Source organism: Streptomyces sp. NPDC028991 (assembly GCF_055564775.1).
Window position 1 is genome coordinate 1 of sequence record NZ_JBVHVP010000014.1, and the last position, 24546, is coordinate 24546.

At 71.2% G+C, this 24546-nt stretch carries 24 protein-coding genes and 1 pseudogene; 10 read left to right on the forward strand and 15 right to left on the reverse strand.

The window, feature by feature from the left end:
• Positions 1-418 precede the first annotated feature (418 nt).
• The gene (locus ACZ4V1_RS24710) at positions 419-1060 is read right to left on the reverse strand and encodes a DNA-3-methyladenine glycosylase (RefSeq protein ID WP_468339681.1); all 642 of its coding nucleotides are present in this window, start codon (positions 1058-1060) and stop codon (positions 419-421) included.
• Between the two features lie 145 nt (positions 1061-1205).
• On the opposite strand from ACZ4V1_RS24710, the gene ACZ4V1_RS24715 reads away from it, so the two are divergent.
• The 3 genes from ACZ4V1_RS24715 (at position 1206) to ACZ4V1_RS24725 (ending at position 3281) form a co-directional block, all read left to right on the forward strand.
• Positions 1206-1988 carry a sporulation protein gene (locus ACZ4V1_RS24715; RefSeq protein WP_468339683.1) on the forward strand — a complete coding sequence of 261 codons (783 nt, stop codon included), beginning with the start codon at positions 1206-1208 and terminating at the stop codon, positions 1986-1988.
• Positions 1989-2036: 48 nt separating this feature from the next.
• Complete coding sequence (locus ACZ4V1_RS24720) at positions 2037-2576, forward strand: YbhB/YbcL family Raf kinase inhibitor-like protein (protein WP_468339685.1); 540 nt, start codon at positions 2037-2039, stop codon at positions 2574-2576.
• A 198-nt stretch (positions 2577-2774) separates the two neighbouring features.
• Complete coding sequence (locus ACZ4V1_RS24725) at positions 2775-3281, forward strand: HNH endonuclease (RefSeq protein ID WP_468339687.1); 507 nt, start codon at positions 2775-2777, stop codon at positions 3279-3281.
• A 127-nt stretch (positions 3282-3408) separates the two neighbouring features.
• Here ACZ4V1_RS24725 and ACZ4V1_RS24730 read toward each other — a convergent pair whose 3' ends face one another.
• From ACZ4V1_RS24730 to ACZ4V1_RS24740, 3 genes and pseudogenes are all read right to left on the reverse strand, one after another.
• Positions 3409-4359, reverse strand: coding sequence for an SPFH domain-containing protein (locus tag ACZ4V1_RS24730; protein ID WP_468339689.1), 951 nt, complete (start codon positions 4357-4359; stop codon positions 3409-3411).
• 155 nt (positions 4360-4514) lie between these two features.
• The gene (locus tag ACZ4V1_RS24735; RefSeq protein ID WP_468339691.1) at positions 4515-4946 is read right to left on the reverse strand and encodes an NfeD family protein; all 432 of its coding nucleotides are present in this window, start codon (positions 4944-4946) and stop codon (positions 4515-4517) included.
• Between the two features lie 321 nt (positions 4947-5267).
• Positions 5268-5798, reverse strand: a pseudogene (locus ACZ4V1_RS24740) (ABC transporter ATP-binding protein); the annotation flags it as partial.
• A 152-nt stretch (positions 5799-5950) separates the two neighbouring features.
• Between ACZ4V1_RS24740 and ACZ4V1_RS24745 the strand changes: the two are divergent.
• A complete protein-coding gene (locus ACZ4V1_RS24745) occupies positions 5951-6739 on the forward strand; it encodes a hypothetical protein (RefSeq protein ID WP_468339693.1) in 789 nt (262 codons plus the stop codon).
• 138 nt (positions 6740-6877) lie between these two features.
• Here ACZ4V1_RS24745 and chpE read toward each other — a convergent pair whose 3' ends face one another.
• The 3 genes from chpE to ACZ4V1_RS24760 form a co-directional block, all read right to left on the reverse strand.
• On the reverse strand, positions 6878-7123 hold the full coding sequence (gene chpE, locus ACZ4V1_RS24750) for a chaplin ChpE (protein WP_351399190.1): 246 nt from the start codon (positions 7121-7123) through the stop codon (positions 6878-6880).
• Between the two features lie 155 nt (positions 7124-7278).
• On the reverse strand, positions 7279-7920 hold the full coding sequence (locus tag ACZ4V1_RS24755) for a response regulator (protein WP_468339695.1): 642 nt from the start codon (positions 7918-7920) through the stop codon (positions 7279-7281).
• Positions 7913-9058 carry a GAF domain-containing sensor histidine kinase gene (locus ACZ4V1_RS24760; RefSeq protein ID WP_468339698.1) on the reverse strand — a complete coding sequence of 382 codons (1146 nt, stop codon included), beginning with the start codon at positions 9056-9058 and terminating at the stop codon, positions 7913-7915. Before ACZ4V1_RS24760 ends, ACZ4V1_RS24755 begins: the two co-directional genes overlap by 8 nt.
• Positions 9059-9277: 219 nt before the next feature.
• Between ACZ4V1_RS24760 and ACZ4V1_RS24765 the strand changes: the two genes are divergently transcribed.
• The 3 genes from ACZ4V1_RS24765 (at position 9278) to ACZ4V1_RS24775 (ending at position 12190) form a co-directional block, all read left to right on the forward strand.
• Positions 9278-9976, forward strand: coding sequence for an SDR family NAD(P)-dependent oxidoreductase (locus ACZ4V1_RS24765; protein WP_468339700.1), 699 nt, complete (start codon positions 9278-9280; stop codon positions 9974-9976).
• Positions 9973-11103 (forward strand): S-adenosylmethionine:tRNA ribosyltransferase-isomerase, encoded by a 1131-nt coding sequence (locus ACZ4V1_RS24770; RefSeq protein WP_468339702.1) that lies wholly within the window; start codon positions 9973-9975, stop codon positions 11101-11103. Before ACZ4V1_RS24765 ends, ACZ4V1_RS24770 begins: the two co-directional genes overlap by 4 nt.
• Positions 11104-11455: 352 nt before the next feature.
• A complete protein-coding gene (locus tag ACZ4V1_RS24775) occupies positions 11456-12190 on the forward strand; it encodes a transglycosylase SLT domain-containing protein (protein WP_468339704.1) in 735 nt (244 codons plus the stop codon).
• Between the two features lie 122 nt (positions 12191-12312).
• On the opposite strand, the gene ACZ4V1_RS24780 is transcribed toward ACZ4V1_RS24775, so the two are convergent.
• Entirely contained in the window at positions 12313-14904 is a 2592-nt protein-coding gene (locus ACZ4V1_RS24780; protein ID WP_468340013.1) for an ABC transporter ATP-binding protein/permease, read from the reverse strand.
• 240 nt (positions 14905-15144) lie between these two features.
• Between ACZ4V1_RS24780 and ACZ4V1_RS24785 the strand changes: the two genes are divergently transcribed.
• Together ACZ4V1_RS24785 and serB are read left to right on the forward strand one after the other, a co-directional pair.
• Positions 15145-17073, forward strand: coding sequence for a streptophobe family protein (locus ACZ4V1_RS24785; RefSeq protein WP_468339706.1), 1929 nt, complete (start codon positions 15145-15147; stop codon positions 17071-17073).
• 356 nt (positions 17074-17429) lie between these two features.
• A complete protein-coding gene (gene serB, locus ACZ4V1_RS24790; protein WP_468339708.1) occupies positions 17430-18674 on the forward strand; it encodes a phosphoserine phosphatase SerB in 1245 nt (414 codons plus the stop codon).
• Between the two features lie 371 nt (positions 18675-19045).
• Here the strand turns inward: serB and ACZ4V1_RS24795 are convergent, their stop codons facing one another.
• From ACZ4V1_RS24795 to ACZ4V1_RS24810, 4 genes are all read right to left on the reverse strand, one after another.
• The gene (locus tag ACZ4V1_RS24795; RefSeq protein WP_468339710.1) at positions 19046-19564 is read right to left on the reverse strand and encodes a SixA phosphatase family protein; all 519 of its coding nucleotides are present in this window, start codon (positions 19562-19564) and stop codon (positions 19046-19048) included.
• A 91-nt stretch (positions 19565-19655) separates the two neighbouring features.
• A complete protein-coding gene (locus ACZ4V1_RS24800; RefSeq protein ID WP_468339712.1) occupies positions 19656-19862 on the reverse strand; it encodes a hypothetical protein in 207 nt (68 codons plus the stop codon).
• A gap of 184 nt (positions 19863-20046) precedes the next feature.
• Positions 20047-20163, reverse strand: a complete 117-nt coding sequence (locus ACZ4V1_RS24805) for an SGM_5486 family transporter-associated protein (protein WP_011027990.1) — start codon at positions 20161-20163, stop codon at positions 20047-20049.
• Positions 20164-20258: 95 nt separating this feature from the next.
• Complete coding sequence (locus ACZ4V1_RS24810; RefSeq protein WP_468339714.1) at positions 20259-21710, reverse strand: CynX/NimT family MFS transporter; 1452 nt, start codon at positions 21708-21710, stop codon at positions 20259-20261.
• Positions 21711-21768: 58 nt separating this feature from the next.
• Here ACZ4V1_RS24810 and ACZ4V1_RS24815 point away from each other — a divergent pair, with 58 nt between their 5' ends.
• Entirely contained in the window at positions 21769-22461 is a 693-nt protein-coding gene (locus tag ACZ4V1_RS24815) for a FadR/GntR family transcriptional regulator (protein WP_468339716.1), read from the forward strand.
• Here ACZ4V1_RS24815 and ACZ4V1_RS24820 read toward each other — a convergent pair.
• From ACZ4V1_RS24820 to fabG, 3 genes are all read right to left on the reverse strand, one after another.
• The gene (locus ACZ4V1_RS24820) at positions 22439-22798 is read right to left on the reverse strand and encodes a hypothetical protein (RefSeq protein WP_468339718.1); all 360 of its coding nucleotides are present in this window, start codon (positions 22796-22798) and stop codon (positions 22439-22441) included. The two genes, ACZ4V1_RS24815 and ACZ4V1_RS24820, sit on opposite strands and share 23 nt — an antisense overlap.
• A gap of 159 nt (positions 22799-22957) precedes the next feature.
• Positions 22958-23725, reverse strand: a complete 768-nt coding sequence (fabI, locus tag ACZ4V1_RS24825; RefSeq protein WP_468339720.1) for an enoyl-ACP reductase FabI — start codon at positions 23723-23725, stop codon at positions 22958-22960.
• A 5-nt stretch (positions 23726-23730) separates the two neighbouring features.
• Positions 23731-24450, reverse strand: coding sequence for a 3-oxoacyl-[acyl-carrier-protein] reductase (fabG, locus tag ACZ4V1_RS24830; protein WP_468339722.1), 720 nt, complete (start codon positions 24448-24450; stop codon positions 23731-23733).
• Positions 24451-24546 lie beyond the last annotated feature (96 nt).

Sequence of the window (24546 nt, forward strand, 5' to 3'; positions counted from 1 at the left end):
GATCAGGTCGGGGTATCAACATATCTGGCGTTGACTTTTGGCACGCTGTTGAGTTCTCAAGGAACGGACGCTTCCTTTGTACTCACCCGAGAGACCCTCTCAGGCTTTCCTCCGGGCGCTTCCCTTCGGTCTTGCGTTTCCGACTCTATCAGATCCTTTTCGATCCGATTCCCTGTCGGCGGGTTTGCCGAAAGTCTTTGGGCTTTCGCCCGTCGGCCTTTCGACATTCACTACGTTAGCCGATTCCTCCGTGGACTCATAATCGAGTCTCGCGAGTTTGAATTCAGACATGCGGACACGCCGAATTCGCCCCCGCTGAGGGGAAGTCGAAGGTAGTGGGTGGCCGCTTCCGGCTGCAGGCGATCGCCGTACCCGGGTCAAGCGGCTCGGGCTACGTTACGCCCCTGCCTAGGCGGAGTCAACTTCGGCGTCGACGCGGCACATGGGCCCGGTACGGGCTGACCGTCGGGTCGTCGGCGACCCAGTAACGCCAGGGGTGGACGCCGCCCTCGCCGGCCACCCCGGTGCGCGGACCGTTGTCCACCCGGTCGCGGGGCACGGCGGCGCCGGTCAGGATGCGCAGGGGGGTGTCCCCGGCCGTACACGCGTCCGTGCCGTTCAGGGAGCGGTCGACGTCCAGAGCGGTGGCCAGGCGTGCCGGGCCCTTGGCCAGTTCCTTGTCATTACGGGCGGAGAGTCGTCGGGTGCGGGCCAGCTCGGCGCCCTCGATGATCTCGCCGGCGCGGAGCAGGACGGCGCTCGCTCTGCCCTCGGGACCGCACACCAGGTTCATGCAGAACCACATGCCGTAGGTGAAGTAGACGTACACGTGGCCGGGCGGACCGAACATCACCTCGTTGCGGGGTGTGCGACCGCGGTAGGCGTGGGAGCCGGGGTCGTTCTGACCGTCGTAGGCCTCGACCTCTGTCAGGCGGAGGGCGATCGGTCCGTCCGGGGTGTTGCGGACGAGGATGCGGCCCAGGAGGTCGGGGGCCACCTCGAGGATGGGGCGGTCGAAGAAGGTCCTGGGCAGAGGCGTACGGTCGGGGCTCGCGATCATGCCGTCCGAGCGTAACGCAGCCGGGGCCGCGCACGGGGTGGTCGGGGAGTGCCCGCCTTGCCAGGGTGTGGGGCGTGGAACCGGCCACGGCGGAATCGCGTTTCTAGGGGTCAAGGGTTCACACAATGCCTGGAGAGGGAGAGACATGGCGTTCAAGAAGCTGCTCGCGAGCCTGGGGGCCGGCGGGGCTTCGGTCGAGACCGTGCTGAGCGAGGTCAACGTCGTTCCGGGCGGTGTCGTCCAGGGCGAGGTGCGGATCCAGGGCGGGTCGGTCGATCAGCGGATCGAGGCTTTGTCGGTGGGGCTCCAGGCCAAGGTCGAGGTGGAGAACGGCGACCAGGAGTACAAGCAGGACATCGAGTTCACGAAGAGCCGGCTCGGCGGTGCCTTCGAGCTGAAGGCGAACGCGGTGCACGCGGTGCAGTTCGGGCTCGAGATTCCGTGGGAGACGCCGATCACCACGATCGATGGGCAGCCGCTGCGTGGCATGAACATCGGCGTGACCACGGAGCTGGAGATCGCGCGCGCCGTGGACTCCGGTGACCTGGACCCGATCGACGTGCACCCGCTGCCGGCGCAGAAGGCGATCCTGGACGCGTTCATCCACCTGGGCTTCCGCTTCAAGAGCGCGGACATGGAACGCGGCCACATCCGGGGTACCCGGCAGAAGCTGCCCTTCTACCAGGAGATCGAGTTCCTTCCCCCGCAGCAGTACCGGGGGCTGAACCAGGTCGAGCTGAGCTTCGTGGCCGACGCGCAGGCGATGGACGTCGTGCTCGAGATGGACAAGAGGCCGGGGCTGTTCAGCGAGGGCAGCGACACGTTCCGTTCCTTCAAGGTGGGGCTGGACGACTACCAGGGGACCGACTGGGTCGCGTACCTCAACCAGTGGCTGTCGGAGGTCGGCAGCAAGCGCAACTGGTTCTAGGGTCCTAGGCTCGGTCGTCTCTGCACCAAACGATCAGGAGGTACCGAGGTGACCGAGCTCAAGCGGCGTCCGCTCCCCCATGACTTCCACCCGCCCGTGCCGTCGTTCACGGTCACGAGTGAGGACGTCCAAGAGGGCGCGACGCTCAAGGACGCTCAGGTTCACGCGGCCGGCAACACCTCGCCGCAGCTGCGGTGGGAAGGTTTCCCCGCCGAGACCAAGAGCTTCGCCGTGACGTGCTACGACCCGGACGCCCCGACGGGCAGCGGGTTCTGGCACTGGGTGGTGTTCGACATCCCGGCCTCTGTGACCGAGCTTCCGGCGGGCGCGGGCAGTGGCAAGTTCGAGGGGCTGCCGGAGGGCGCCGTACAAGCGCGCAACGACTACGGCAGCAAGGACTTCGGCGGTGCCGCGCCGCCGGCCGGAGACGGACCGCACCGGTATGTGTTCACTGTGTACGCCGTGGACCAGGAGAAGCTGGGGCCGGACGCGGAGGCCACTGCGGCGTTCGTCGGCTTCAATCTGCGGTTCCACACGATCGCGCGTGCCCAGCTGATCGGTGAGTACGAGGTGCCCGCCGAGGGCTAGTGTTCCGAGCGTTCACGGAACGTTTGCCCGCCCCTGGTCTTGGAATGGATCAGGGGCGGGCATTTTTGTTGCGGGGGTGGCGGGGGTGCGTCCCCCGTGGGAGCAGCGGATATTGCGTTGTCCATCTCGGCGTGCCCGGCCAGAGTTGACCACAGCCCGCCAGGGGGTGGGCCGGTGCGCACGGGAGGTGGGGCTGGTATGCGGGACACGCTGGTACTGAACGCGAGCTTCGAGCCGTTGTCGACGGTGACGCTCAACCGAGCCGTCGTTCTGGTGCTCCAGGACAAGGCCGTCGTCGAACAGGCCCACCCCGAACTGCGCATGCGCGGAGCCGCGCTCGACATACCGGCGCCCCGTGTGATCAGGCTGTGCCAATACGTACGGGTGCCTTTCCGAAGACGCGCTCCGTGGTCGAGGCGGGGTGTGCTGGTCCGGGACCGGCACCGGTGCGCGTACTGCGGGCGGCGGGCGACGACCGTCGACCACGTGGTGCCGCGGTCGCACGGCGGGCAGGACACCTGGCTGAACACGGTGGCCTCCTGCGCGGAGGACAATCACCGCAAGGCGAACCGGACGCCGGAGCAGGCGGGGATGCCGCTGCTGCGGAAGCCGTTCGAGCCGACGCCCGCCGACGCGATGTTGCTGGCGCTGGCGCAGGACGACTTCGAGGCGCTGCCGGGGTGGTTGGCACTGGCCGCGGCGTGACGGCTTCGCCGTGGGAGCTGCCGTAGGAGCTTGGGTTTCGCCCGGGTGCCGGCCGTGTGTGGCTGGTCGCGCGGTTCCCCGCGCCCCTGAAAGGGCGCGGGTGAAGCCCTGCGTCAAGGAGTACCGGCTAGTCGATCGACGGCTTCTCGCGGCGCTCCTGAGGTGGGACCGTGGCGCCGCCTCCGGTGCCCGAACCGCCGCCGAGGCCACCGAGGTTGCCCATGGCGCCGGACAGGCCCTTGAGGGCGTCGCCGATCTCGCTGGGGACGATCCAGAGCTTGTTGGCGTCGCCCTCGGCGATCTTCGGCAGCATCTGGAGGTACTGGTAGGAGAGCAGCTTCTGGTCCGGGTCGCCGGCGTGGATGGCTTCGAAGACCGTACGGACGGCCTGGGCTTCGCCCTCGGCGCGGAGAGCGGCGGCCTTGGCCTCGCCTTCGGCGCGCAGGATCTGGGACTGCTTCTCGCCCTCGGCGCGCAGGATCTCGGACTGCCGGACACCCTCGGCCTGGAGGATCGCGGCGCGCTTGTCGCGGTCGGCGCGCATCTGCTTCTCCATCGAGTCCTGGATGGAGGTGGGCGGTTCGATGGCCTTGAGTTCGACGCGGTTGACGCGGATGCCCCACTTGCCGGTGGCCTCGTCGAGGACGCCGCGCAGGGCCGCGTTGATCTCCTCGCGGGAGGTCAGGGTGCGCTCCAGGTCCATGCCGCCGATGATGTTGCGCAGGGTCGTGACGGTCAGCTGCTCGATGGCCTGGATGTAGCTGGCGACCTCGTAGGTCGCGGCGCGTGCGTCGGTCACCTGGTAGTAGATGACGGTGTCGATGTTGACGACCAGGTTGTCCTGGGTGATGACCGGCTGCGGTGGGAAGGGAACGACTTGTTCGCGCAGGTCGATGCGGTTGCGGATGGTGTCGATGAACGGGACGACGATGTTGAGGCCCGCGTTCAGCGTCCGCGTGTAGCGGCCGAAGCGCTCGACGATGGCGGCGCTGGCCTGCGGGATGACCTGGATGGTCTTGATCAGGGCGATGAAGACCAACACCACCAGGATGATCAAGACGATGATGACCGGTTCCATCGCGGTTGTCCGTCTCCTTCTCCGCCTCGGCGCTCTGGCAGATCCTATTGACCCTGACGACTGCTCATCTTACGGCTGTTGAGGATCTTGCTGGTCGAGTCTGACAGACCGTCCCGCACCCCGGAGGGTCTTCGGTCCACTTGCGTCCGGCGAGGTCACATGATGATCGCCGTGGCCCCCTCGATGTCCACGACGTCCACTTCCTCGCCCGTCTCGTAGGTCCGCCCGGTGTCGAGTGCGCGCGCCGACCAGACTTCTCCCGCGAGCTTGATCCGGCCGCCGGAGCCGTCGACCCGCTCCAGTACGACCGCCTGTCTGCCCTTCAGGGCGTCCACGCCCGAGGCCAGTTGGGGCCGTTGGGAGCGGTGCCGGGCGGCGATGGGCCGCACGACGGCGATGAGGGCGACCGAGACGATGACGAAGACGAGTACCTGGACGACGACGTCCGCGCCGACCCCGGATGCGACGGCGGCGGCGACCGCGCCGACGGCGAGCATCCCGAACTCCGGCATCGCGGTCACGACGAGCGGGATTCCGAGCGCTGCCGCGGCGACGAGCCACCACACCCATGCGTCGATGTCGTTCACATGGTCATGGTAGGTCCGCAGCCCGTGCCGGGGACAGGGCGCATGGGGGGCGGGTCAGGACAGCGGGAGCCCCTGCGCGGTCCAGCGGTCGCCGGCCTGCTCGACGACGAGCGGGAGCCCGAAGCAGAGGGAGAGGTTGCGGGAGGTGAGCTCGAGCTCCAGCGGGCCCGCTGCCATGACCTCGCCCTGACGGATCATCAGGACGTGGGTAAAGCCCGGGGCGATCTCCTCGACGTGGTGGGTGACCATGATCATGGAGGGGGCGATCGGGTCGCGGGCGAGGCGGCCGAGGCGGCGGACGAGGTCCTCGCGTCCGCCGAGGTCGAGGCCGGCGGCCGGCTCGTCCAGGAGCAGCAGCTCGGGGTCGGTCATCAGGGCGCGGGCGATCAGGGTGCGCTTGCGCTCGCCCTCGGAGAGGGTGCCGAACCTCCGGTCCAGGTACTCGGTCATGCCGAGGCGGTCGAGGAAGGCGCGGGCGCGCTGCTCGTCGATGTCCTCGTACTCCTCCTGCCAGCCGGCGGTCATGCCGTAGGCGGCGGTCAGCACGGTCTGCAGGACGGTCTGGCGCTTGGGCAGCTTGTCGGCCATGGCGATGCCCGCCATGCCGATGCGCGGGCGCAGTTCGAAGACGTCGGTACCGGGCGCGCCGAGGGTCTCGCCGAGGATCGTGGCGGTGCCCGTGCTGGGGTAGAGGTAGCTGGACGCGACATTGAGGAGGGTGGTCTTGCCGGCGCCGTTGGGGCCCAGGATGACCCAGCGCTCACCCTCCTTCACCGACCAGGAGACCTGGTCCACCAGAGCCCGGCCCTCGCGGACCACGGATACGTCCTGAAGCTCCAGAACATCGCTCATGAGCGCGTTGTCTCCCCTTGCATTGTGGCCGGTCTCGGCTGTCGCGTACGCCTCTGGCTCGGGCCGCCGCGCCGGTGGGCGCAGGCCCTCCAGGAAATCTACGCCACCGGTCGGCTTCACCGTTCCATCGGTCCGGTCCTTAGGGTGGGGGCATGCTCTCGGAACCACGCGCAGGGCGCCTTGCCGCCTGGGGAAATGCCCTTATTGCCGGAATGGTCTCGCCGGATGACGCCGCGCTCGCGATCGTCGGCGATGACGTGGTGCACCGGGTGGAGGGACTGCCGGGCGAGTCGGCGCCGGTCGGTCTCACGCTGGCGCTGGGGCGGCTGCGGGCGCTCGGGGCGACCGGGCTCCGCATCGCGCTGCCCGCACCCGGGCATCCGCTGGGGCTGAGCGGGCCGCCGGCCTTCAACGCGCGGGCGCTGGAGGCCGAGGAGGCGGTGATCTGTCACGGTGCCGCGCTCGGGCTGGTGCCGGAGGTGTACGAGGCCGGGCCCGAGGGTGATGTGCATGTGGAGGTCGTCTGGCACTGCCTGCCGGCGCGGGAGACGCCGCCGGCCGATGTGCCCTCCCTCGGGGAGGCGGAGCGGGAGCTGGCGGAGGCGCTGCGGGAGGCGACGGAGGTGCTGACGCGGCTGGACGTCGCCGGGTCGGGGCCGGTGGCGGAGGCGGCGGTCGCCGCGTACCGGGCACGGGCGGAGCGGGGGCGGGAAGTGCTGGCGCCGGGGTATCCGCCACGGGCGGTACGGGTGCTGGAGCTGGCTCAGCGAGTGGGGGCGTTGGTGTCGCTGGCGGGTGGGAACGGGCACGGGGGTGCGGTGAGCGCGTCCGAGATGGCGGCTCGGGGTGAGGCGTTGCGGCCGGTGGAGCGGACGGCTCGGCGGGCGCAGGTCGCGGCGTACAACTCCGTTGTGGAGGAGCGGGAGCGGGGGGCGCGGTGACGACGTCCTTTGGAACTGTCCGCAGCGGGGGTGTGCGACTGCCCGAAGCGGGAGGATGGGCGGCTGCCCGCGGTGGAGGAAAGCGACCGGCCTCCCGGGTGGGGGCCCGGGAGGCCGTGGTTGGCTTGGTGGCCTGGGTCAGTGGTTGACGCCGAGGTTGCCGAAGGCCGGGTTCAGGACGCCGATGACGTTGACGCTGTTGCCGACGGCGTTCACCGGGATGTGGACCGGCGCCTGGACGACGTTGCCCGAGGCGACGCCCGGGGAGCCGATGGCCTCGCCGTGGGCGACGGAGCCGTCGGTGGCGGAGGCCATGCCCGCACCGGCGGCGATCAGCCCGCCCGCCATCATCGTCACGGCCGCTGCCTTCTTCAGGTTCTTCACTTGCAAGCCCTCCTCGCGATTGCCGCGGCAGTCGCCGCAGCACGCACTGGAGAACGGCCGGACCCCTCGAAGGATGCGCCAAATGGGGGACATTCCCACGACGGTATGAATCTCTGACCGGAAGGGAACCCTCCAGGTTGCCGCCGCGTACGCGGTCAGCCGGTCACACCGTGCCGCACGGCCCACAGCGCGGCCTGGGTGCGGTCCGCGAGATCGAGCTTCATCAGGATGTTCGACACGTGGGTCTTCACGGTCTTCTCGGAGAGGACGAGGGCGCGCGCGATCTCCCGGTTGGAGCGGCCGTCCGCTATCAGGCCCAGCACCTCGCGCTCCCGCTCCGTGAGGGAGCCCGCTCTGCCCTGGCCGGAGTTGCTCTCCTCCTGGGAGAGCAGCGCACCCGCGACCTCGGGCTGGAGCAGGATGTGGCCTGCGTGGACGGAGCGGATGGCGCCCGCCAGCGCGTCGGGATCGACGTCCTTGTAGACGTAACCGGCCGCGCCCGCCCGCAGGGCCGGGACCACCGTGCGCTGTTCGGTGAAGCTCGTGACGACCAGCACGCGCGCGTGGTTGTCCAGCTCACGGAGTCTGCGCAGCGCGTCGACACCGTCCATGCCCGGCATCTTGACGTCCATGAGGATCACGTCGGGTTTCAGCTCCTCGGCGCGGTCGACTCCCTCGGCGCCGTCCGCGGCCTCGCCCACCACCTCGATGTCGTCCTGCACCTCCAGGAAGGTGCGCAGGCCCCGGCGGACCACCTGGTGGTCGTCGACGAGCAGCACCCTGATTGCGTCAGCCACCGGGGACCTCCATCTCGATCGTGGTGCCCTTGCCGGGCGCCGACTCCACGGTCAGTCTGCCGCCGGCGCCGTTCGCCCGGTCGCGCATGGAGACCAGGCCCAGGTGGCGCCCCGCGCGGCGCACCGTACCCGGGTCGAATCCGCTGCCGTCGTCGGCGACCCGCAGTACGGCTCCGGTGCCGCGCCGGTGCAGCGTCACGTCGACGTGCTCCGCCGCGGAGTGGCGCAGGGCGTTGTGCAGGGCCTCCTGGGCGACGCGCAGCATCGCCTCCTCCTGGGAGGCGGGCAGGGCCCTGACTCCGTGGCCGGCGAAGGTCACGCGCGCGCTGTGGGCGCGGTCGAGGACCTGGATCTGGGTGCGGAGGGTGGCGACCAGGCCGTCCTCGTCCAGGGCGGCGGGGCGCAGTTCGACGACGGCGGCGCGCAGTTCGTCGGCGGCCTCCGCGGCGAGCGCGGCGACCTGTTGCAGTTCGCCCTTGGCGCGCGTGGGGTCACGGTCGACCAGGGTGGCCGCGGCCTGGGCGGTCAGGCGCAGCGAGAACAGTTTCTGGCTGACCGCGTCGTGCAGTTCGTGGGCGAGGCGGGAGCGCTCCTCGGCGATGGTCAGCTCGCGGCTGCGTTCGTACAGGCGGGCGTTGGTGAGGGCGATCGCGGCGTGCTGGGCGAGGATGCCCAGCAGTTCCTCGTCGTCCGGAGTGAAACCGCAGGTGCCCTCGGGCTTCGGGCAGTTCTTGTTGGCCAGGAAGAGCGCCCCGATGACCTCGTCGCCGTCGCGGATCGGCAGCCCCAGGAAGTCGACCAGGTCGGGGTGGGCCGACGGCCAGCCCTCGAAGCGGGAGTCCTTGCGGACGTCGGCGAGGCGCTGGGGGGTGGCCTCGTGCAGCATCGCGGCGAGGATGCCGTGCTGGCGCGGCAGGGGGCCGATGGCCTTCCACTGCTCTTCGCTGACGCCGTCCACCACGAACTGGGCGAAGCCACCGTGATCGTCGGGGACGCCCAGTGCGGCGTACTGCGCGTCGAGCAGCTCGCGGGCCGAGGCGACGATCGTCTTGAGGACGTCGCGCACCTCGAGGTGTCTGCTCATGGCCAGCAGCGCGGAGCTGACCGCGGCGAGGCCGGACCGGGGGCCGTGACTCATGTCCTCACGGTACCGGCGGGCGCCGACAGCGGGATCGGACCTGTGGCCGTCGTCGCCTAGGGCGGTGGGCCTAGGCCCGAGGTCCCGCCCGTCGGTCCTAGGGCGAAGGGCCCCGCACGGTTGCGGCCCGTGCCCGAGGCGGCCGGTACGGCCCGGTTCCTACGTTGAGGACCACCGCCGGACGGATCGGGCGGTGTGGACGACGAGGGGACGTGTGTCATGCCGGTTGCCATCATCACGGGGGCTTCGAAGGGACTGGGCCGGGCGCTCGCCGAGGCCCTGGCGGCACGGGGCTGGGACCTGGTGCTGGACTCCAGGACGCAGGCGGCACTCGAGGAGACGGCCGCGGCGCTGGCGGCGTACGGCACGCGCGTGACGGCGCTGCCCGGGGATGTGACGGACGCCCGGCACCGGGCGGCGCTGGTGTCGGCGGCCTGGCGGCTGGGAGGTGTGGACCTGCTGGTGAGCAACGCGAGCGCGCTGGGCGCGGAGCCGCTGGTGCGGCTGGAGGAGTTGCCGGTGGAGGGACTGCGGCGAGCACTGGAGGTGAACGTCGTGGCCGCGCTGGGCCTGGTGCAGGAGGCGCTGCCGCTGCTGCGGGCGGCCCCGGCGGGCGCGGTGCTGACCGTCAGCTCGGACGCCGCGGCGGAGGCGTACGAGACCTGGGGCGGCTACGGGGCGTCGAAGGCGGCCCTCGACCAGCTGGCGGCGGTGCTGGGCACCGAGGAGCCGGGGCTGCGGGTCTGGGCGGTCGATCCCGGGGACATGGCCACGGATCTGTACGCGGCGGCCGTACCGGACGACGACGATCCGCGGCCCGATCCGGTGAGCGTCGTGCCGGCCCTGCTCAGGCTCCTGGACGAGCGGCCGGCGAGCGGTCGCTACGGTGCTCCGGCGTTGCTGGAGGGACCGCGGTGACGCTCGCACTGCGCGTTCCGGAGGATCTGTCGGCGCGGGTGCCGGTCGAGCAGCGGGGGCCGGGGCTGGACCGGGACGGTGTACGGCTGCTGGTGTCGCGGGGCACCGAGGTGTCGCATCACGGGTTCCGGCAGCTGCCGGGGCTGCTGCGGGCCGGGGATCTGCTGATCGTCAACACCTCGGCCACGCTGGCCGCCGCCGTGGACGGGCGGGTCGGGCACGCGCGCGTGGTGGTGCACTTCTCCACGCGCGGGGACGACGGCCGGTGGGCGGTGGAGCTGCGGGATCCCGACGGACGGGGCACCACGCGCGCGCGTGCGAGGGCAGGGGCAGGGGCAGGGGCAGGGGCAGGGGCAGGGGCAGGGCGCGAAGAGCTTCCTTCGAAGGGCGGTGGCGGGAAACGGGCGGGCGGACCGCGTGGGACGGAGGTGCGGCTGCCGGGCGGTGCGCGGCTGGTGCTGGAGGAGCCGATGAGTCCGCGCGGGGAACGGTTGTGGTGGGCGCGGGTTTCGGGGGCGGAGGTGCCTGTGGTGCTGCGGGAGCACGGGCGGCCCATTCGCTACTCCTATACGGAGCGGGACCAGCCGTTGTCCGCGTACCAGACGGTGTTCGCGCTGCCGTCCGCGGACGGGACGGGCAGCGCGGAGATGCCGAGCGCGGCGCGGCCCTTCACAGCGCGGCTGGTGGCGGAGCTGGTGAGCCGGGGGGTGCAGTTCGCGCCGGTGGTCCTGCACACGGGAGTGGCGTCGGCCGAGGCGCACGAGCCGCCGTATCCGGAGCGGTTCTCCGTGCCGGAGGCGTCGGCACGGCTGATCAACGCCGCGAAGGCGGGTGGCGGCCGGGTGATCGCGGTCGGAACCACGGCCGTGCGGGCAGTGGAGTCGGCGGCCGGGGCCGGCGGGGTCGTACGGGCCCGGGCGGGGTGGACCGGTCTGGTCGTGACTCCGGAGCGCGGGGTGCGTGCGGTGGACGGGCTGCTGACGGGGCTGCACGAGCCCGAGGCCTCGCATCTGCTGATGCTGGAGGCGGTGGCGGGGCGGGCGGCGATCGACCGCGGGTACGAGGCGGCGGTGCGTGGGCGCTACCTGTGGCACGAGTTCGGCGACGTCCATCTCCTCCTGCCGTAGAAGGGCGGTGCACAGGCCCTCACGCCCTGCATTGCTTCAGCAACCAACGGTGAGAAGGGCGGGGGTCGGATGTGAGCCCGCGCATAGGGCGCACATCACGTACGAAGGGGAGTAGGAGACGACTCGTCCGTTTTGAGCGGGGCAGACAGTCCAATCTGCCCCGTTTTGCACTTCCCTGATCCACTAGCTCGGATAGTACGTCACACCTTTGCCTCCGAATTTTGCGGCCGCTAAGAATTGCTCTCGTCGCTCAACGCCGTGGGTTGTCGCCCCGCGGCGTTCGTGCCGGAAGCATCCCTGTCCCCACCGGACGAGAGCGACCTCCGCGCTATTCGAAGAGGTCTATCCCGCCATGCCCAAGAACATCTTCACCCGTGGTCATAGTCGTCCCCTGAACCGCACCCACAAGTTCGCGATAGCCGGTGTCGGCACGCTCGGCGCCGCCGCCGTCGCGCTCACCGCGGTCCCGGCCAGCGGGCAGACGACCACGAGCGAGGCTGCCGCTCCGAAGGCCAAGGTGGCGTACAGCACCGAGCAGATCCAGGACGTGCACGCCGGTGTGACCGGCCAGCTCGCCGGCGCCAGCCAGAAGGTCGCCGCCATCGAGGCGAAGAAGGAGGCGGCCACCGAGGCCGCCGCCAAGCAGAAGGCCGCTGCCGAGAAGAAGGCCGCTGCCGAGAAGGCCGCGGAGAAGCGCGAGGCCAAGGAGACCGCCAGCCGGTCCGCCAAGCGCGCCGAGGTCAAGAAGGCCTCGACGAAGTCCTACCCGGACAACCTCGACGGCTGGATCCGCGAGGCCAGGGCCATCCTGGCCAAGCACGACATCCCCGGCAGCTACGAGGGCATCCACCGCAACATCATGCGGGAGTCCTCCGGCAACCCGAAGGCCATCAACGACTGGGACATCAACGCCATCAACGGCATCCCGTCCAAGGGCCTGCTCCAGGTGATCCCGCCGACGTTCAAGGCCTACCACGTGCCCGGCACGTCCTGGAACATCTACGACCCGGTCGCCAACATCGCCGCCGCCTGCAACTACGCCGCGGACAAGTACGGCACCATGGACAACGTCGACAGCGCGTACTGAGGTCGGCGCGGACCTCTTCACGACGTCGCCGACGCCGATCCCAACGCCGAAGGGCGGCACCCTCCTGACGGGGTGCCGCCCTTCGGGGCCTCGCGGCCGCGGGCTGCTCGCGGATGACGGGACTACTTGCGCATGACCTCCGGCTCGTGGCGACGCAGGAAGCGCGCCACGAAGAACCCGCAGATCACGCCGAGGGCGATCAGCGCGGCCATGTTCAGGCCCCACGTGCCGACGGTGTGCTCCCACAGCGGGTCGGCCTCGGCACCCTGCTCGGGCGGGCTGATCTTGTTGAAGTCCAGCGTGGCGCCGGCCGCGGCGACCGCCCAGCGCGAGGGCATCAGGTACGAGAACTGGTTGACGCCGACCGCGCCGTTGAGGGCGAAGAGGCAGCCGGTGAAAACGACCTGGATGATCGCGAACATGACCAGCAGCGGCATCGTCTTCTCGGCGGTCTTCACCAGCGAGGAAATGATCAGACCGAACATCATCGAGCTGAAGCCCAGCGCCATGATCGGCAGCGACAGCTCGACGAGCGTCAGGCCGCCGAGGACGAGGCCCTCCTCGGGGATCTCCCGGGAGGCGAAGCCGATGACGCCCACCAGCAGGCCCTGCAGCACGGTGATCATGCCGAGCACGAAGACCTTGGACATCAGGTACGCGGAGCGCGACAGGCCGGTCGCGCGCTCCCGCTCGTAGATGACCCGTTCCTTGATCAGTTCCCGGACGGAGTTCGCGGCACCGGCGAAGCAGGCGCCGACCGCCAGGATCAGCAGGACCGTGGTGGCGGTGCCGTTGGGAATGATCCGGCCGGTCTGCGGGTTGGCCGGATTGGGCAGCAGGCCCTTGTCGGCGTCGATGAGCAGGCTCACCGCACCCAGTACTGCCGGCAGGATCACCATCAGGGCGAGGAAGCCCTTGTCCGAGACGATCACCGACACATAGCGCCGCACCAGCGTGACGAACTGGGACATCCAGCCCTGCGGCTTCGGCGGCTTCATCGCCTGCATCGCCGGTACCTGTACGGACTGCGGCGCGACGGCGTCGATGTCCGCGGCGTACATCTGGTAGTGCTGCGAGCCCTTCCAGCGGCCTGCCCAGTCGTAGTCGCGGTAGTTCTCGAAGGCGGAGAAGACGTCGGCCCAGGTGTCGTAGCCGAAGAAGTTCAGCGCCTCCTCCGGCGGGCCGAAGTAGGCCACCGAGCCGCCCGGCGCCATCACCAGCAGCTTGTCGCAGATCGCCAACTCGGCCACCGAGTGGGTGACGACGAGGACGGTGCGGCCGTCGTCGGCGAGGCCACGCAGCAGCTGCATGACGTCGCGGTCCATGCCCGGGTCGAGGCCGGAGGTCGGCTCGTCCAGGAAGATCAGCGACGGCTTGGTGAGCAGCTCCAGGGCCACGGAGACGCGCTTGCGCTGACCGCCGGACAGGGACGTGACCTTCTTGTCCTTGTGGATGTCCAGCTTGAGCTCGCGCAGCACCTCGTCGATACGGGCATCACGCTCGGCGGCCGTGGTGTCGGCCGGGAAGCGCAGCTTCGCCGCGTACTTGAGGGCCTTCTTGACGGTCAGCTCCTTGTGCAGGATGTCGTCCTGCGGGACCAGACCGATGCGTTGGCGCAGCTCGGCGAACTGCTTGTACAGGTCCCGGTTGTCGTAGAGGACCTCGCCCTGGTCGGCGGGCCGGTAACCGGTGAGTGCCTTGAGCAGGGTCGACTTGCCGGAGCCGGACGGGCCGATGACCGCGATCAGCGACTTCTCGGGGACGCCGAAGGAGACGTCCTTGAGGATCTGCTTGCCGCCGTCGACCGTGACGGTCAGGTGACGGGCGGAGAAGGACACCTCGCCGGTGTCGACGAACTCCTCGAGCCGGTCCCCGACGATCCGGAACGTCGAGTGGCCGACGCCCACGACGTCGGCCGGGCCGAGCAGCTGTGAGCCGCCCTTGGCGATCGGCTGGCCGTTGACGTACGTGCCGTTGTGCGAGCCCAGGTCACGGATCTCCATGCGCCCGTCGGGCGTCGCGTGGAACTCCGCGTGATTGCGGGACACCTGCAAGTCGGAGACGACCAGCTCGTTCTCCAGGGCACGGCCGATGCGCATCACGCGGCCGAGCGAGAACTGGTGGAACGTGGTCGGACTGCGGTCGCCGTAGACCGGCGGCGCCCCCGCCGCGCCGCCGGGCCCCTGCTGCTGGGGAAACTGCGGTGCGGCCTGCTGCGGCTGCGGCGCGTGCTGCTGCCAACCGGCCTGCTGCTGTCCGTGCTGCTGAGCCTGCTGCTGTCCGTGCTGCTGGGCCTGGTGGTGCGGTGCCTGCTGCTGCTGCGGCTCCTGCGGCGGTGCCTGCTGGGCCCAGCCGGCGTTCGCGCCCTGCGCGGCGTACGGCTGCTGCTGGGGCTGGGCCTGCGGCGTGCCGACGGCGGCCTGTGCGCCGGTCAGGCTCACGCGCGGTCCGTCGGTCGCGTTGCCCAGGTTCAGCACCGTGCCGGCGCCGAGCTCCAGCTGCTGGATCCGCTGCCCGTGCACGAACGTGCCGTTGGTACTGCCGTGATCCTCGACGACCCAACCGCGGCCGTTGAAACTGATCGTGGCATGCCGCCAGGAGACCCTGGCGTCGTCGAAGACAAGCTCCCCCTGCGGATCGCGTCCGAGCGCGTATGACCGGGACGGATCGAGCGTCCAGGTCTGTCCATTGGATTCCAGTACGAGTTCCGGCACTCCATGCCCCACTGAGTTGTCCCCCGATTTGCCCCCGTCGCGGGGAGTCTAGGGATGTCGAACATCGGGGGGAACTATTTCAGGCTCGGCCCCCTGACCGAAAGTCGGGCCTTGTGAAAACTGCGTAGGCACCCTTCGGCCGTTCCCGTTGACGGGGTTGAAACCTGCCCGGAAAGTGGTAATCCACGCGAGGGGGACATGCGCGGCAACTCCGCCGCGCAGCGGATCGGGGGGTCTGCCATGAGCGCGTCCACAAGCTTCGGAACCGGGGGCCACGGCACCAAGGTGCCCTGGGGAGACGTCCTGCTGTCCGCGATCGCCTCCGTGAGCTGGGCGTTGATCGGCATGGCGGGCACGGCGGCGCTCGGGCTGCACCTGCTCGACGCGGACTCGGCGGGCTCGCTGGGCCCGCTGACGGCTGCGGTCGTGGCGCTCGGGGCGGGTGGTTCGGTCACGCCGTCCGGTGATGTGTCCGCGTTCGGACTGAAAGGGGCGGAGGCACACACGGCCATCGAGATCACGCCACTGGGTGTCGGTCTCGTAGGTGCGCTGCTCCTGTCGTTCTTCTTCCTACGGTCCCTGCGGGCGGCCGGAGTCGTGGTCGCACCCGCCGAACTCTTCGCGCGCGCGGGCGCGGTGATCGCCCTCTTCGCGGCGATGACGGGCGGACTGGCCTGGGCGGGACACGACGTCGTCACGATCGACGGCGGCTCGCTCGGACTGGACGACCTGCCGGGCGCCGGGGGCGGGGGCGGGGGCGGGGGCCTCGAGATTCCCGGACTCGGTGACGTGGGGGACATCGGCGGGCTGCTGCCCGACCGGATCGGTGACCTCGTCGGCGCCGAGGCCTCGGTCGGCTTCACCGTCGACACCGCGCCGACGCTGCTGGGCGGGCTGGTCTGGTCCGCCGGAGTCCTGCTCATCGCGCTGCTGGCCGCGCGCCGCACTCCCCTGCCGCGCGGGTGCGAGGCCGTGCACCGAGTGGTGCGGCCGGCCGTGTCGGCCGTCGTCACCGTGGCTCTCACCGCGGTGGCGGCCGGCTTCGCGGCGGCGGCCTACGCGGCGATCGGCGACGACCATCCCCGGCGGATCGCGGGCGCCGCGCTGCTCGGCGCACCGAACGGGGTCTGGCTCGGCATTCCGGTCGGCCTGTTCGTGCCGTGGGACGGACACGCCACGGGCGGGCTGGTGGGGGTGCTCCCCGCTCCGCTGGACGAGCTGCTGAGCGCGGGCGCGGAGGAACCGGTCACGCTCGGTCGGCTGGCGGAACTGGACGGGCGGGTGTGGCTCCTGGGGGTGGCGGCGGCACTGACGATGGTGCTGGCCGGCGTACTGACGGCGGTACGGACGCCGGTGACCCGGGGCGACGCGCGCTCCCTCGCTTTCGCCGGGCGGTGCGCGCTGCGGCTGGGCTTCGTGACCGCGCTGACGCTCCCGCTCCTGGCCTGGCTGACGGAGGTGTCCGTGAACGCCTCGCTGTCGGTGCTCGGCGTCGACGCGTTCGGCGCGGGTATCGATCTGCGTGGTCACCTCGGAACGGCGCTGCTGCTGGGCGCGGTGTGGGGTGTGGCCGCCGGGGCCGCCGGGGCGCTGCTGGCGCGGGCGAGCGGGGCGGCCGGGGCTCGGGCGACGCCGTTGGCACGGAGTGCCGGGACGGCGGGGGCGGACGCCGCGGACGGGGGTGGCGTGATCGCGGGCGCCGCGACGTGCGCGGGGCCCGTGGCGGGCCCGTACCGGCCGGGCGCGCCACACCGGCCGCCCGGCCCCGGCGCCAATCCGTACACACAGCCTCGGGAGGCGGCGGGGGCGGGAGAGCCCGAGGATGCGCGGGCGGGGACGCGTACGCCGCCACCGCCCGCCGCCGGGCGGATGCCGGGGAGCGGACGGCCCGCCGGTCCGGGGAAGGGGCCCGGGACCGCGGGTCGGCCGCCGGAGGGCGCGGGGCGACAGCCCGAGGGCGACGAGCGGCAGCCCGGCGGCGACGATGTGTACGGGGCCCCTACCGTGGCCGGGCCGCTGGGGCCTCCGACGGGAAGGCCTCGGCGACCTCCCCGGCCAGGGGAGCGCCCCGGAGGCCGGCCGCCGTCCCGGTGGGGCGAGGGCCCGCCTCCGCCACCGCCCCCGCCCCCGCCTCCGGCGCCACCGCGGCGCCCCGGAAACGGCCAGTAGGGGGCTCGGGCCGGCCAGGCGGATGGCGTCCGTCCCCACCTCCGCCGGATTCACCGAACCGCCCCCTCCCGGGGAACGGAAGTGGTCGCCTGCGTCCTGCATCGTGTCCTGCCGCCCTTCCAGCGTCCGTCCCGGTGCTTCGAAGTCGACGGCAGGGCACCGGTGCGGCGGCCTCCGCGGCCCGGAGGACGGGCCCGAGGCCGGTCGCCTTCCTCACCGGGACCAAAGGCGGCCGGCTCCCCCGTGTCCGGGGCCGACGGCGAGGACGGAGCGGGCCGGGCAGGCCTCGGGTGTCGTGTCCGTCAGGCGGACCGCGGCGGCGGAAGGCACCGGGTGCCGGATACGGTTGGAGCACCATGAGCGCTTCGCAGACCTCTGACGTTCCCACGCTTCTCGTCAAGATCTTCGGCAAGGACCGGCCGGGCATCACGGCCGGCCTGTTCGACACCCTCGCCGCCTACTCCGTCGACGTGGTCGACATCGAGCAGGTCGTCACCCGTGGCCGGATAGTGCTGTGCGCACTGGTGACGGAGCCGCCCCGGGGCCTCGAGGGCGATCTGCGGGCGACCGTCCACAGCTGGGCGGAGTCGCTGAAGCTGCAGGCCGAGATCATCTCCGGCATCGGCGACAACCGGCCGCGCGGTCTCGGCCGCTCGCTGGTCACGGTGCTCGGTCACCCGCTCACCGCGGAGGCGACCGCCGCCATAGCGGCCCGGATCACCGAGTCCGGCAGCAACATCGACCGTATCTTCCGGCTTGCCAAGTACCCGGTCACCGCGGTCGAGTTCGCGGTCTCCGGTGTGGAGACCGAGCCCCTGCGCACCGCGCTGGCGACCGAGGCCTCGGCGCTCGGTGTGGACGTCGCGGTCGTCTCGGCGGGACTGCACCGGCGGGCGCAGCGCCTGGTCGTGATGGACGTGGACTCCACGCTGATCCAGGACGAGGTCATCGAGCTGTTCGCCGCGCACGCCGGCTGCGATGACAAGGTCGCCGAGGTGACGGCGTCCGCGATGCGCGGGGAGCTGGACTTCGAGCAGTCGCTGCACGCGCGCGTGGCGCTGCTGGCGGGGTTGGACGCCTCGGTGGTGGAGAAGGTGCGCAGCGAGGTGCGGCTGACGCCGGGTGCCCGCACCCTGATCCGCACGCTGAAGCGGCTCGGCTACCAGGTGGGGGTCGTCTCCGGCGGCTTCACCCAGGTCACCGACGATCTGAAGGAGCGGCTGGGGCTGGACTTCGCCCAGGCCAACACGCTGGAGATCGTCGACGGGAAGCTGACCGGGCGGGTCACCGGGGAGATCGTCGACCGGGCCGGCAAGGCGCGGCTGCTCCGCAGGTTCGCCGCCGAGGCGGGCGTACCGCTGTCGCAGACCGTGGCGATCGGTGACGGCGCCAACGACCTGGACATGCTGAACGCGGCGGGGCTCGGCGTCGCCTTCAACGCCAAGCCGGTGGTGCGGGAGGCCGCGCACACGGCGGTGAACGTGCCCTTCCTCGACACCGTCCTGTACCTGCTGGGCATCACCCGCGAAGAGGTCGAGGCTGCCGACACACTGGACGAGGGCCTCGGCGAGGGCCTCGGCCTGCCTCTCGACCGGATCTGACCCGGCGGTCGAGCGACCGGCACAGTGGTGCCGACGGCGGCGGGGACCCGACACGGGTAAGGACCCGACACCGGCGAGCACCCGACACCGGCGAGCACCCGGCGCCGGCGAGGGCCGGACCCAGCGGGCACCCCGACCCGCCATAGGGCCCGGACCGCGAGGGGGCCGGGCCTTATAGCGCGTGGTCGGATCAGCATGGAGCCGGCTCGGCATGGAGCCGGATCGGCCTGGGCCGGATCGGCCGGGCCCGCCCCGCGGAGACTGGCCCCGCGAAGACCGGACCCACGAAGACCGGACCCACGGAGACGGGAGCCGCGGAAACCGGACCCACGAAGACGGGAGCCGCGGAAACCGGAGCCGCGGAGGCCGGATCAGTCGGTCGGCGCCCAGTAGTCGGCCAGGGAGGCCGTGCCCGGTTCCACGTCCTTCCAGGAGCCCGTGAAGGTCAGAACGGCGAAGGCGGCGGTCGGGAAGCCCCGGCTGCCCATCCGCTCCCGGGCTTCGTCCTCGGACGAGCCGGCCAGGATCTCGACGAGCCCCTCCATGCCCGGGTTGTGGCCGATCACCAGCACGTTACGCAGGTCGTCGGGGGTTTCGTTGAGCACGGCGATCAGCTCACCGGGCGAGGCCTCGTAGATCCGCTCCTCATAAACGGTCTTCGGCCGCTGCGGGAACTCCTGGACGGCGAGCTTCCACGTCTCGCGGGTCCGGGTCGAGGTGGAGCACAGGGCCTGGTCGAAGGGGATGCCGGTATCCGCCAGCCGGCGCCCGGCCTCTGCGGCGTCCTTGCGGCCCCGATCGGCGAGCGGTCGCTCGTGGTCGGTCACCTGTGGCCAGTCGGCTTTCGCATGCCGGAAAAGGACAATCCTGCGGGGTTCTGCGACGCTCATGGCATCCAGCTTCGCATGAAACAGGCCACGGGGCGCAGGGAGTTGACATGCGGATTCACCGCCTCGAGCGCTTCCCGGGCGCCGATCGGGCTCAGTACGCGATCAGCTGCCGCACCCGCTCCAGGAGGTGGGAGATCGCCGGCTCGCCGGCGGCGGCGTGGGCCTCGGAGGGGTCGAGTATCAGCAGGAGCAGCGTGGAGAAGGCGAGCACGGGCAGGGCGAGGGCCCACCAGGGCAGCCGGATCTCGACGCCGCCCCGGGTCGCCTGGGGAGGCCGGGTGTGGATAGGGGCCGACATGAGTGCCTCCGCTGGTCTTCGGGCGTCCCGGTCCGTGCTCCGCGGCCCGCCTGTCGCGGGCACATCTCGAAGCTACGGAATCCGCGGGCCCCGGCCCATCCGGAGGTCCACCCACTTGACCCTGACCCCCACCCCTAGGGGATGGGGGGGGGTTAACCCCACCATCGGGCGGACGGGGCCGTCGTCACGGCGAGGCGATCGTGGCGATGATGCCGATGATCACGAAGATCGCCAGGAAGGCACCGAAGACGATCAGCATCTTCTTCTGGCCGTGCTGAGGGTTTGGGTCGAGGACTGGCATACGGCAAGTCTCGCATCCGTCGCCCGCACCGGGGCAGGCGGGCCGGGCCAGAGGCGGGCGGGCCGCCGACCGGGGCAGGCGGGCCGGCGCCGGGGTCAGCGGGCCGCTTCCTCCTCCACCGTGCGGTCACGGCCGGCCAGGAAGCCCACCACGATCTGCGGCACCATCAGGGCGCTCATCAGCGCGATCGGCAGGCCCCAGCCCCCGCTGTGCTGGTAGAGCACGCCCACCAGCAGCGGCCCGGGGATGGAGATCAGGTAGCCGGTGCTCTGCGCGAAGGCGGACAGCTGGGCGACGCCGGCACCGGTCCTGGCCCGCATCCCGACCATGGTCAGGGCGAGCGGGAAGGCGCAGTTGGAGACGCCGAGCAGCAGGGCCCAGGCCCAGGCGCCGCCGGCCGGGGCGAAGTACAGGCCGGCGTATCCGGCGAGCCCGCACAGACCCAGTACCAGCACGATCGGGCCCTGGTGGGGCAGGCGGGTCGCCACGCGCGGGATGACGAAGGCGAGCGGCACGCCCATCACCATGATGACGGCGAGCAGCAGCCCCGCGGTGCCGGCGGAGACGCCCGCGTCCCGGAAGATCTGCGCCATCCAGCCCATCGTGATGTAGGCGGCGGTGGCCTGGAGGCCGAAGAAGACGGCGAGCGCCCAGGCCGTCCGGCTGCGGGTGATCCGCAGCGGGGGTTGTCCGGCGGACCGCTCCGTCGGCCGGTCCGCACGCGCGGTCGCGGACTCGGCGGTGGTCCCGTCAGCCGCGTCCCCGTCCCCGTCCCCGTCGGAGATGTTCCCGTCGGAGATGTTCCGGTCGGAGACGTCCCGGGCGGGCGGCGGCGTGGACGGTGCCTTCCGGTCCCGTACGAACGGGATCCACGGCAGGACGGCCGCCGCCCCCACCGCGGCCCACACGGCGAGGCCCGGCTGCCAGTGCCCGCCCAGCGCGTTCGTCACGGGCACGGTCGCCGCGGCGGCGATCGAGGTGCCGAACGCGAGCGCCATCGAGTACAGGCCGGTCATGGAACCGACCCGGTCGGGGAAGTAGCGCTTGACGATGACCGGCATCAGGACGTTGCTGACCGCGATCCCCATCAGCGCGAGGGCGGTGGCGGCCAGGAAGCCTGCCGTGCCGCCCGCGTACGGGCGTATGAGCAGGCCTGCGGTGATGGCGGCCATGCCCGCGCAGACCACCGCGCCGGGTCCGAAGCGGCGAGCCAGCCGCGGGGCGGTGACCCCGAAGACGGCGAAGCAGAGCGGGGGCACGGACGTGAGCAGTCCGGCCACGCTGCCGCTCATGCCCAGCCCGTCGCGGACCTCTTCCAGGAGTGCGCCCAGGCTCGTGATCGCGGGGCGCAGATTGAACGCGGCCAGGACGATGCCGAGGAGGAGCAGGCGGGTCGTCCACGTCGTCCACGCGCGCGTGCCGGGCGTTTCGGGCGCGCTGCCGGGCACCCGGGCGTGGGGCCCGGCCGGCTCGCCGTGGGTCGTGGACTTCGGGGATTCCGTCCGAGTTTCGGTCCGAGTCTCCGTCCGGGTTTCGTCATGAGGCATGAGACCCATCATAGGATCATGGGATGATTGATTGTCCACTCGCGTGCGAAGGTGAGCCATGCCCCTGAGTCACCCCCGTCGTTCGGCGCTGTCCGAGCAGGTCATCGCGGCGCTGCGCCAGCAGATCGCCTCGGGCGAGTGGCCGGTCGGCTCCCGCATCCCGACCGAGCCCGAGTTGGTCGAACAGCTCGGTGTCGCCCGGAACACGGTCCGCGAGGCGGTCCGCGCGCTGGCCCACAACGGCCTGCTGGACATCCGCCAGGGCTCCGGCACGTATGTCGCGGCGACCAGCGAGCTGGCGGGCGTGATGCAGCGCCGCTTCGCCGACACCGACCCCCGGCACATCGCCGAGCTGCGTTCGACCCTGGAGTCCGCCGCCGCCCGGCTCGCCGCCGAGCGGCGCACGGAGAGGGACCTCAAGCAGCTCGACGCCCTGCTGGTGCGCCGCGAGGAGGCCTGGGAGTCGGGCGACGCGGAGACGTTCGTGACGGCGGACGCGACCTTCCACCTGGCCGTCGTGGCCGCCTCGCACAATGACGTGATGATCGCGATGTACGCGGATCTGGGCGAGGTGATGCGGGACTGGCTGCGCGTGGACGTCGGCAGCGTGCTGACGCCGGAGACGCACATGGACCACACACGGCTGGTCGACGCGATCCGCGCGGGGGACGCCGTGACGGCCGCCGAAGAGGCCGCCGGCTATCCGTTCCTGTGCCGCCCGGGCCGGCTCAGCGCGCCCGCCGGTGGCTGACCCACGCCGCCCGGACCTCCTTCCAGCAGCGTCCGTCCAGCCGTACGGTCTGGGCGGGCCCCGCCCGGACCGCCGGACCGTCGCCGTCGAGGTCCCACCATCGGGCGCACTCGACGTGCAGACGCACGTGGTCGGCCTCGGGGTACGGGTTGTGGCAGTAGGCGGTCACGTCGGATTCGTCGACGCGCACCCTGCACTCGGCGCCGAAGAGCCGTCCCGACACGGTGTCCGCGGTGTCCGCGGCGGGCACGCGCGCGTGGGACATCGCTTCGTACGGCAGGAGCAGCACGCACGCGAGGGCGACGGTCGCTGAGGCCAGGCGGGGGAAAAGTCGCACAAGGGACCTCCTCGGCCGTACTGGGGAGGAAAAGCGCGTGGTGAAGACGTACTTCAGCGTGCGCCGCCGGCCGCCCCGCCGCCCCACCGACAGAGCCGAACGGGTGACAAGCCAAGGGCCCGCGCCCGTGACGGACGCGGGCCCCGAGAGGGCGGCGGGTCAGGCGCCGACGGCGTGCAGGCCACCGTCCACGTGGACGATCTCGCCCGTGGTCTTCGGGAACCAGTCGCTCAGCAGCGCGACGACACCGCGGCCGGCCGGCTCCGGGTCCTTCAGGTCCCACTCCAGCGGGGCGCGGTTGTCCCACACCGCGGCGAGCTCGGCGAAGCCCGGGATGGACTTGGCGGCCATGGAACCGATCGGGCCCGCGGAGACGAGGTTGCAGCGGATGTTCTGCTTGCCCAGGTCACGGGCCATGTAGCGGCTGGTGGCCTCCAGGGCGGCCTTGGCCGGGCCCATCCAGTCGTACTGCGGCCAGGCGTACTGGGCGTCGAAGGTGAGGCCGACGACCGAGCCGCCGTTCTGCATCAGCGGCAGGCAGGCCATGGTCAGCGACTTCAGGGAGTACGCCGAGACGTGCATGGCGGTGGCGACCGACTCGAACGGCGTGTTCAGGAAGTTGCCGCCGAGCGCGTCCTGCGGCGCGAAACCGATGGAGTGGACGACGCCGTCGAGACCGCCCAGCTCCTCGCCGACGATGTCGGCCAGGCGCCCGAGGTGCTCGTCATTGGTGACGTCGAGCTCGATGACCTTGGTGGGCTTGGGCAGCTTCTTGGCGATGCGCTCGGTCAGCGTGGGCCGCGGAAACGCGGTCAGGATGATCTCGGCGCCCTGCTCCTGGGCCAGCTTGGCGGTGTGGAAGGCGATGGAGGACTCCATCAGCACACCGGTGATCAGGACGCGCTTGCCCTCGAGAATTCCGCTCATGGTGATCAGTGACCCATTCCCAGTCCGCCGTCAACGGGGATGACGGCTCCAGTGATGTACGAGGCGTCGTCCGAGGCGAGGAACCGCACCGTCGCGGCGACCTCCTCGGGCTGCGCGTACCGGCCCAGCGGCACCTGCGACACGATGTTCGAGCGCTGCTCGTCGGTGAGCGCCTTGGTCATGTCCGTGTCGACGAAGCCCGGCGCGACGACGTTGAAGGTGAGGTTGCGCGAGCCCAGCTCACGGGCGAGGGAGCGCGCGAACCCGACCAGGGCGGCCTTGGAGGCGGCGTAGTTCGCCTGCCCCGCGGAGCCGAGCAGCCCGACCACCGACGAGATGAGCACCACGCGGCCCTTCTTGGCGCGCAGCATGCCACGGTTGGCGCGCTTGACCACGCGGAAGGTGCCGGTGAGGTTCGTGTCGACGACGGAGGTGAAGTCCTCCTCGGACATGCGCATCAGGAGCTGGTCCTTGGTCACGCCGGCGTTGGCGACCAGGACCTCGACGGGACCGTGCGCTTCCTCGACCTCCTTGTAGGCCTGCTCCACCTGCTCGCTGTCCGTGATGTCGCACTTGACGGCGAGGCAGCCCAGGTCGGTCAGGGCCGTCGGCGGCTCACCCGAGCGGTACGTGATCGCGACCTTGTCGCCGGCGTCGGCGAAAGCGCGGGCGATGGCGAGGCCGATGCCCCGGTTGCCTCCGGTGACGAGAACCGAGCGGCTCAACGGATCACCCTTTCGATAGCGGTCTGGTATCCGCCCGGACATCCGATTGGCATGCGGCGATGACAGGCGGCTTCCTCGAAAACCTATCGGTCCCCG

What these genes read in the sequence shown, in the direction of transcription:
- ACZ4V1_RS24710 (WP_468339681.1), bottom strand. Translation starts at nt 1,060, where the DNA reads ATGATCGCGAGCCCCGACCGTACGCCTCTGCCCAGGACCTTCTTCGAC.
- ACZ4V1_RS24715 (WP_468339683.1), top strand. Translation starts at nt 1,206, where the DNA reads ATGGCGTTCAAGAAGCTGCTCGCGAGCCTGGGGGCCGGCGGGGCTTCG.
- ACZ4V1_RS24725 (WP_468339687.1), top strand. Translation starts at nt 2,775, where the DNA reads ATGCGGGACACGCTGGTACTGAACGCGAGCTTCGAGCCGTTGTCGACG.
- ACZ4V1_RS24730 (WP_468339689.1), bottom strand. Translation starts at nt 4,359, where the DNA reads ATGGAACCGGTCATCATCGTCTTGATCATCCTGGTGGTGTTGGTCTTC.
- ACZ4V1_RS24745 (WP_468339693.1), top strand. Translation starts at nt 5,951, where the DNA reads ATGCTCTCGGAACCACGCGCAGGGCGCCTTGCCGCCTGGGGAAATGCC.
- ACZ4V1_RS24760 (WP_468339698.1), bottom strand. Translation starts at nt 9,058, where the DNA reads ATGAGTCACGGCCCCCGGTCCGGCCTCGCCGCGGTCAGCTCCGCGCTG.
- ACZ4V1_RS24765 (WP_468339700.1), top strand. Translation starts at nt 9,278, where the DNA reads ATGCCGGTTGCCATCATCACGGGGGCTTCGAAGGGACTGGGCCGGGCG.
- ACZ4V1_RS24775 (WP_468339704.1), top strand. Translation starts at nt 11,456, where the DNA reads ATGCCCAAGAACATCTTCACCCGTGGTCATAGTCGTCCCCTGAACCGC.
- ACZ4V1_RS24785 (WP_468339706.1), top strand. Translation starts at nt 15,145, where the DNA reads ATGAGCGCGTCCACAAGCTTCGGAACCGGGGGCCACGGCACCAAGGTG.
- serB (WP_468339708.1), top strand. Translation starts at nt 17,430, where the DNA reads ATGAGCGCTTCGCAGACCTCTGACGTTCCCACGCTTCTCGTCAAGATC.
- ACZ4V1_RS24795 (WP_468339710.1), bottom strand. Translation starts at nt 19,564, where the DNA reads ATGAGCGTCGCAGAACCCCGCAGGATTGTCCTTTTCCGGCATGCGAAA.
- ACZ4V1_RS24800 (WP_468339712.1), bottom strand. Translation starts at nt 19,862, where the DNA reads ATGTCGGCCCCTATCCACACCCGGCCTCCCCAGGCGACCCGGGGCGGC.
- ACZ4V1_RS24805 (WP_011027990.1), bottom strand. Translation starts at nt 20,163, where the DNA reads ATGCCAGTCCTCGACCCAAACCCTCAGCACGGCCAGAAGAAGATGCTG.
- ACZ4V1_RS24810 (WP_468339714.1), bottom strand. Translation starts at nt 21,710, where the DNA reads ATGCCTCATGACGAAACCCGGACGGAGACTCGGACCGAAACTCGGACG.
- ACZ4V1_RS24815 (WP_468339716.1), top strand. Translation starts at nt 21,769, where the DNA reads ATGCCCCTGAGTCACCCCCGTCGTTCGGCGCTGTCCGAGCAGGTCATC.
- fabI (WP_468339720.1), bottom strand. Translation starts at nt 23,725, where the DNA reads ATGAGCGGAATTCTCGAGGGCAAGCGCGTCCTGATCACCGGTGTGCTG.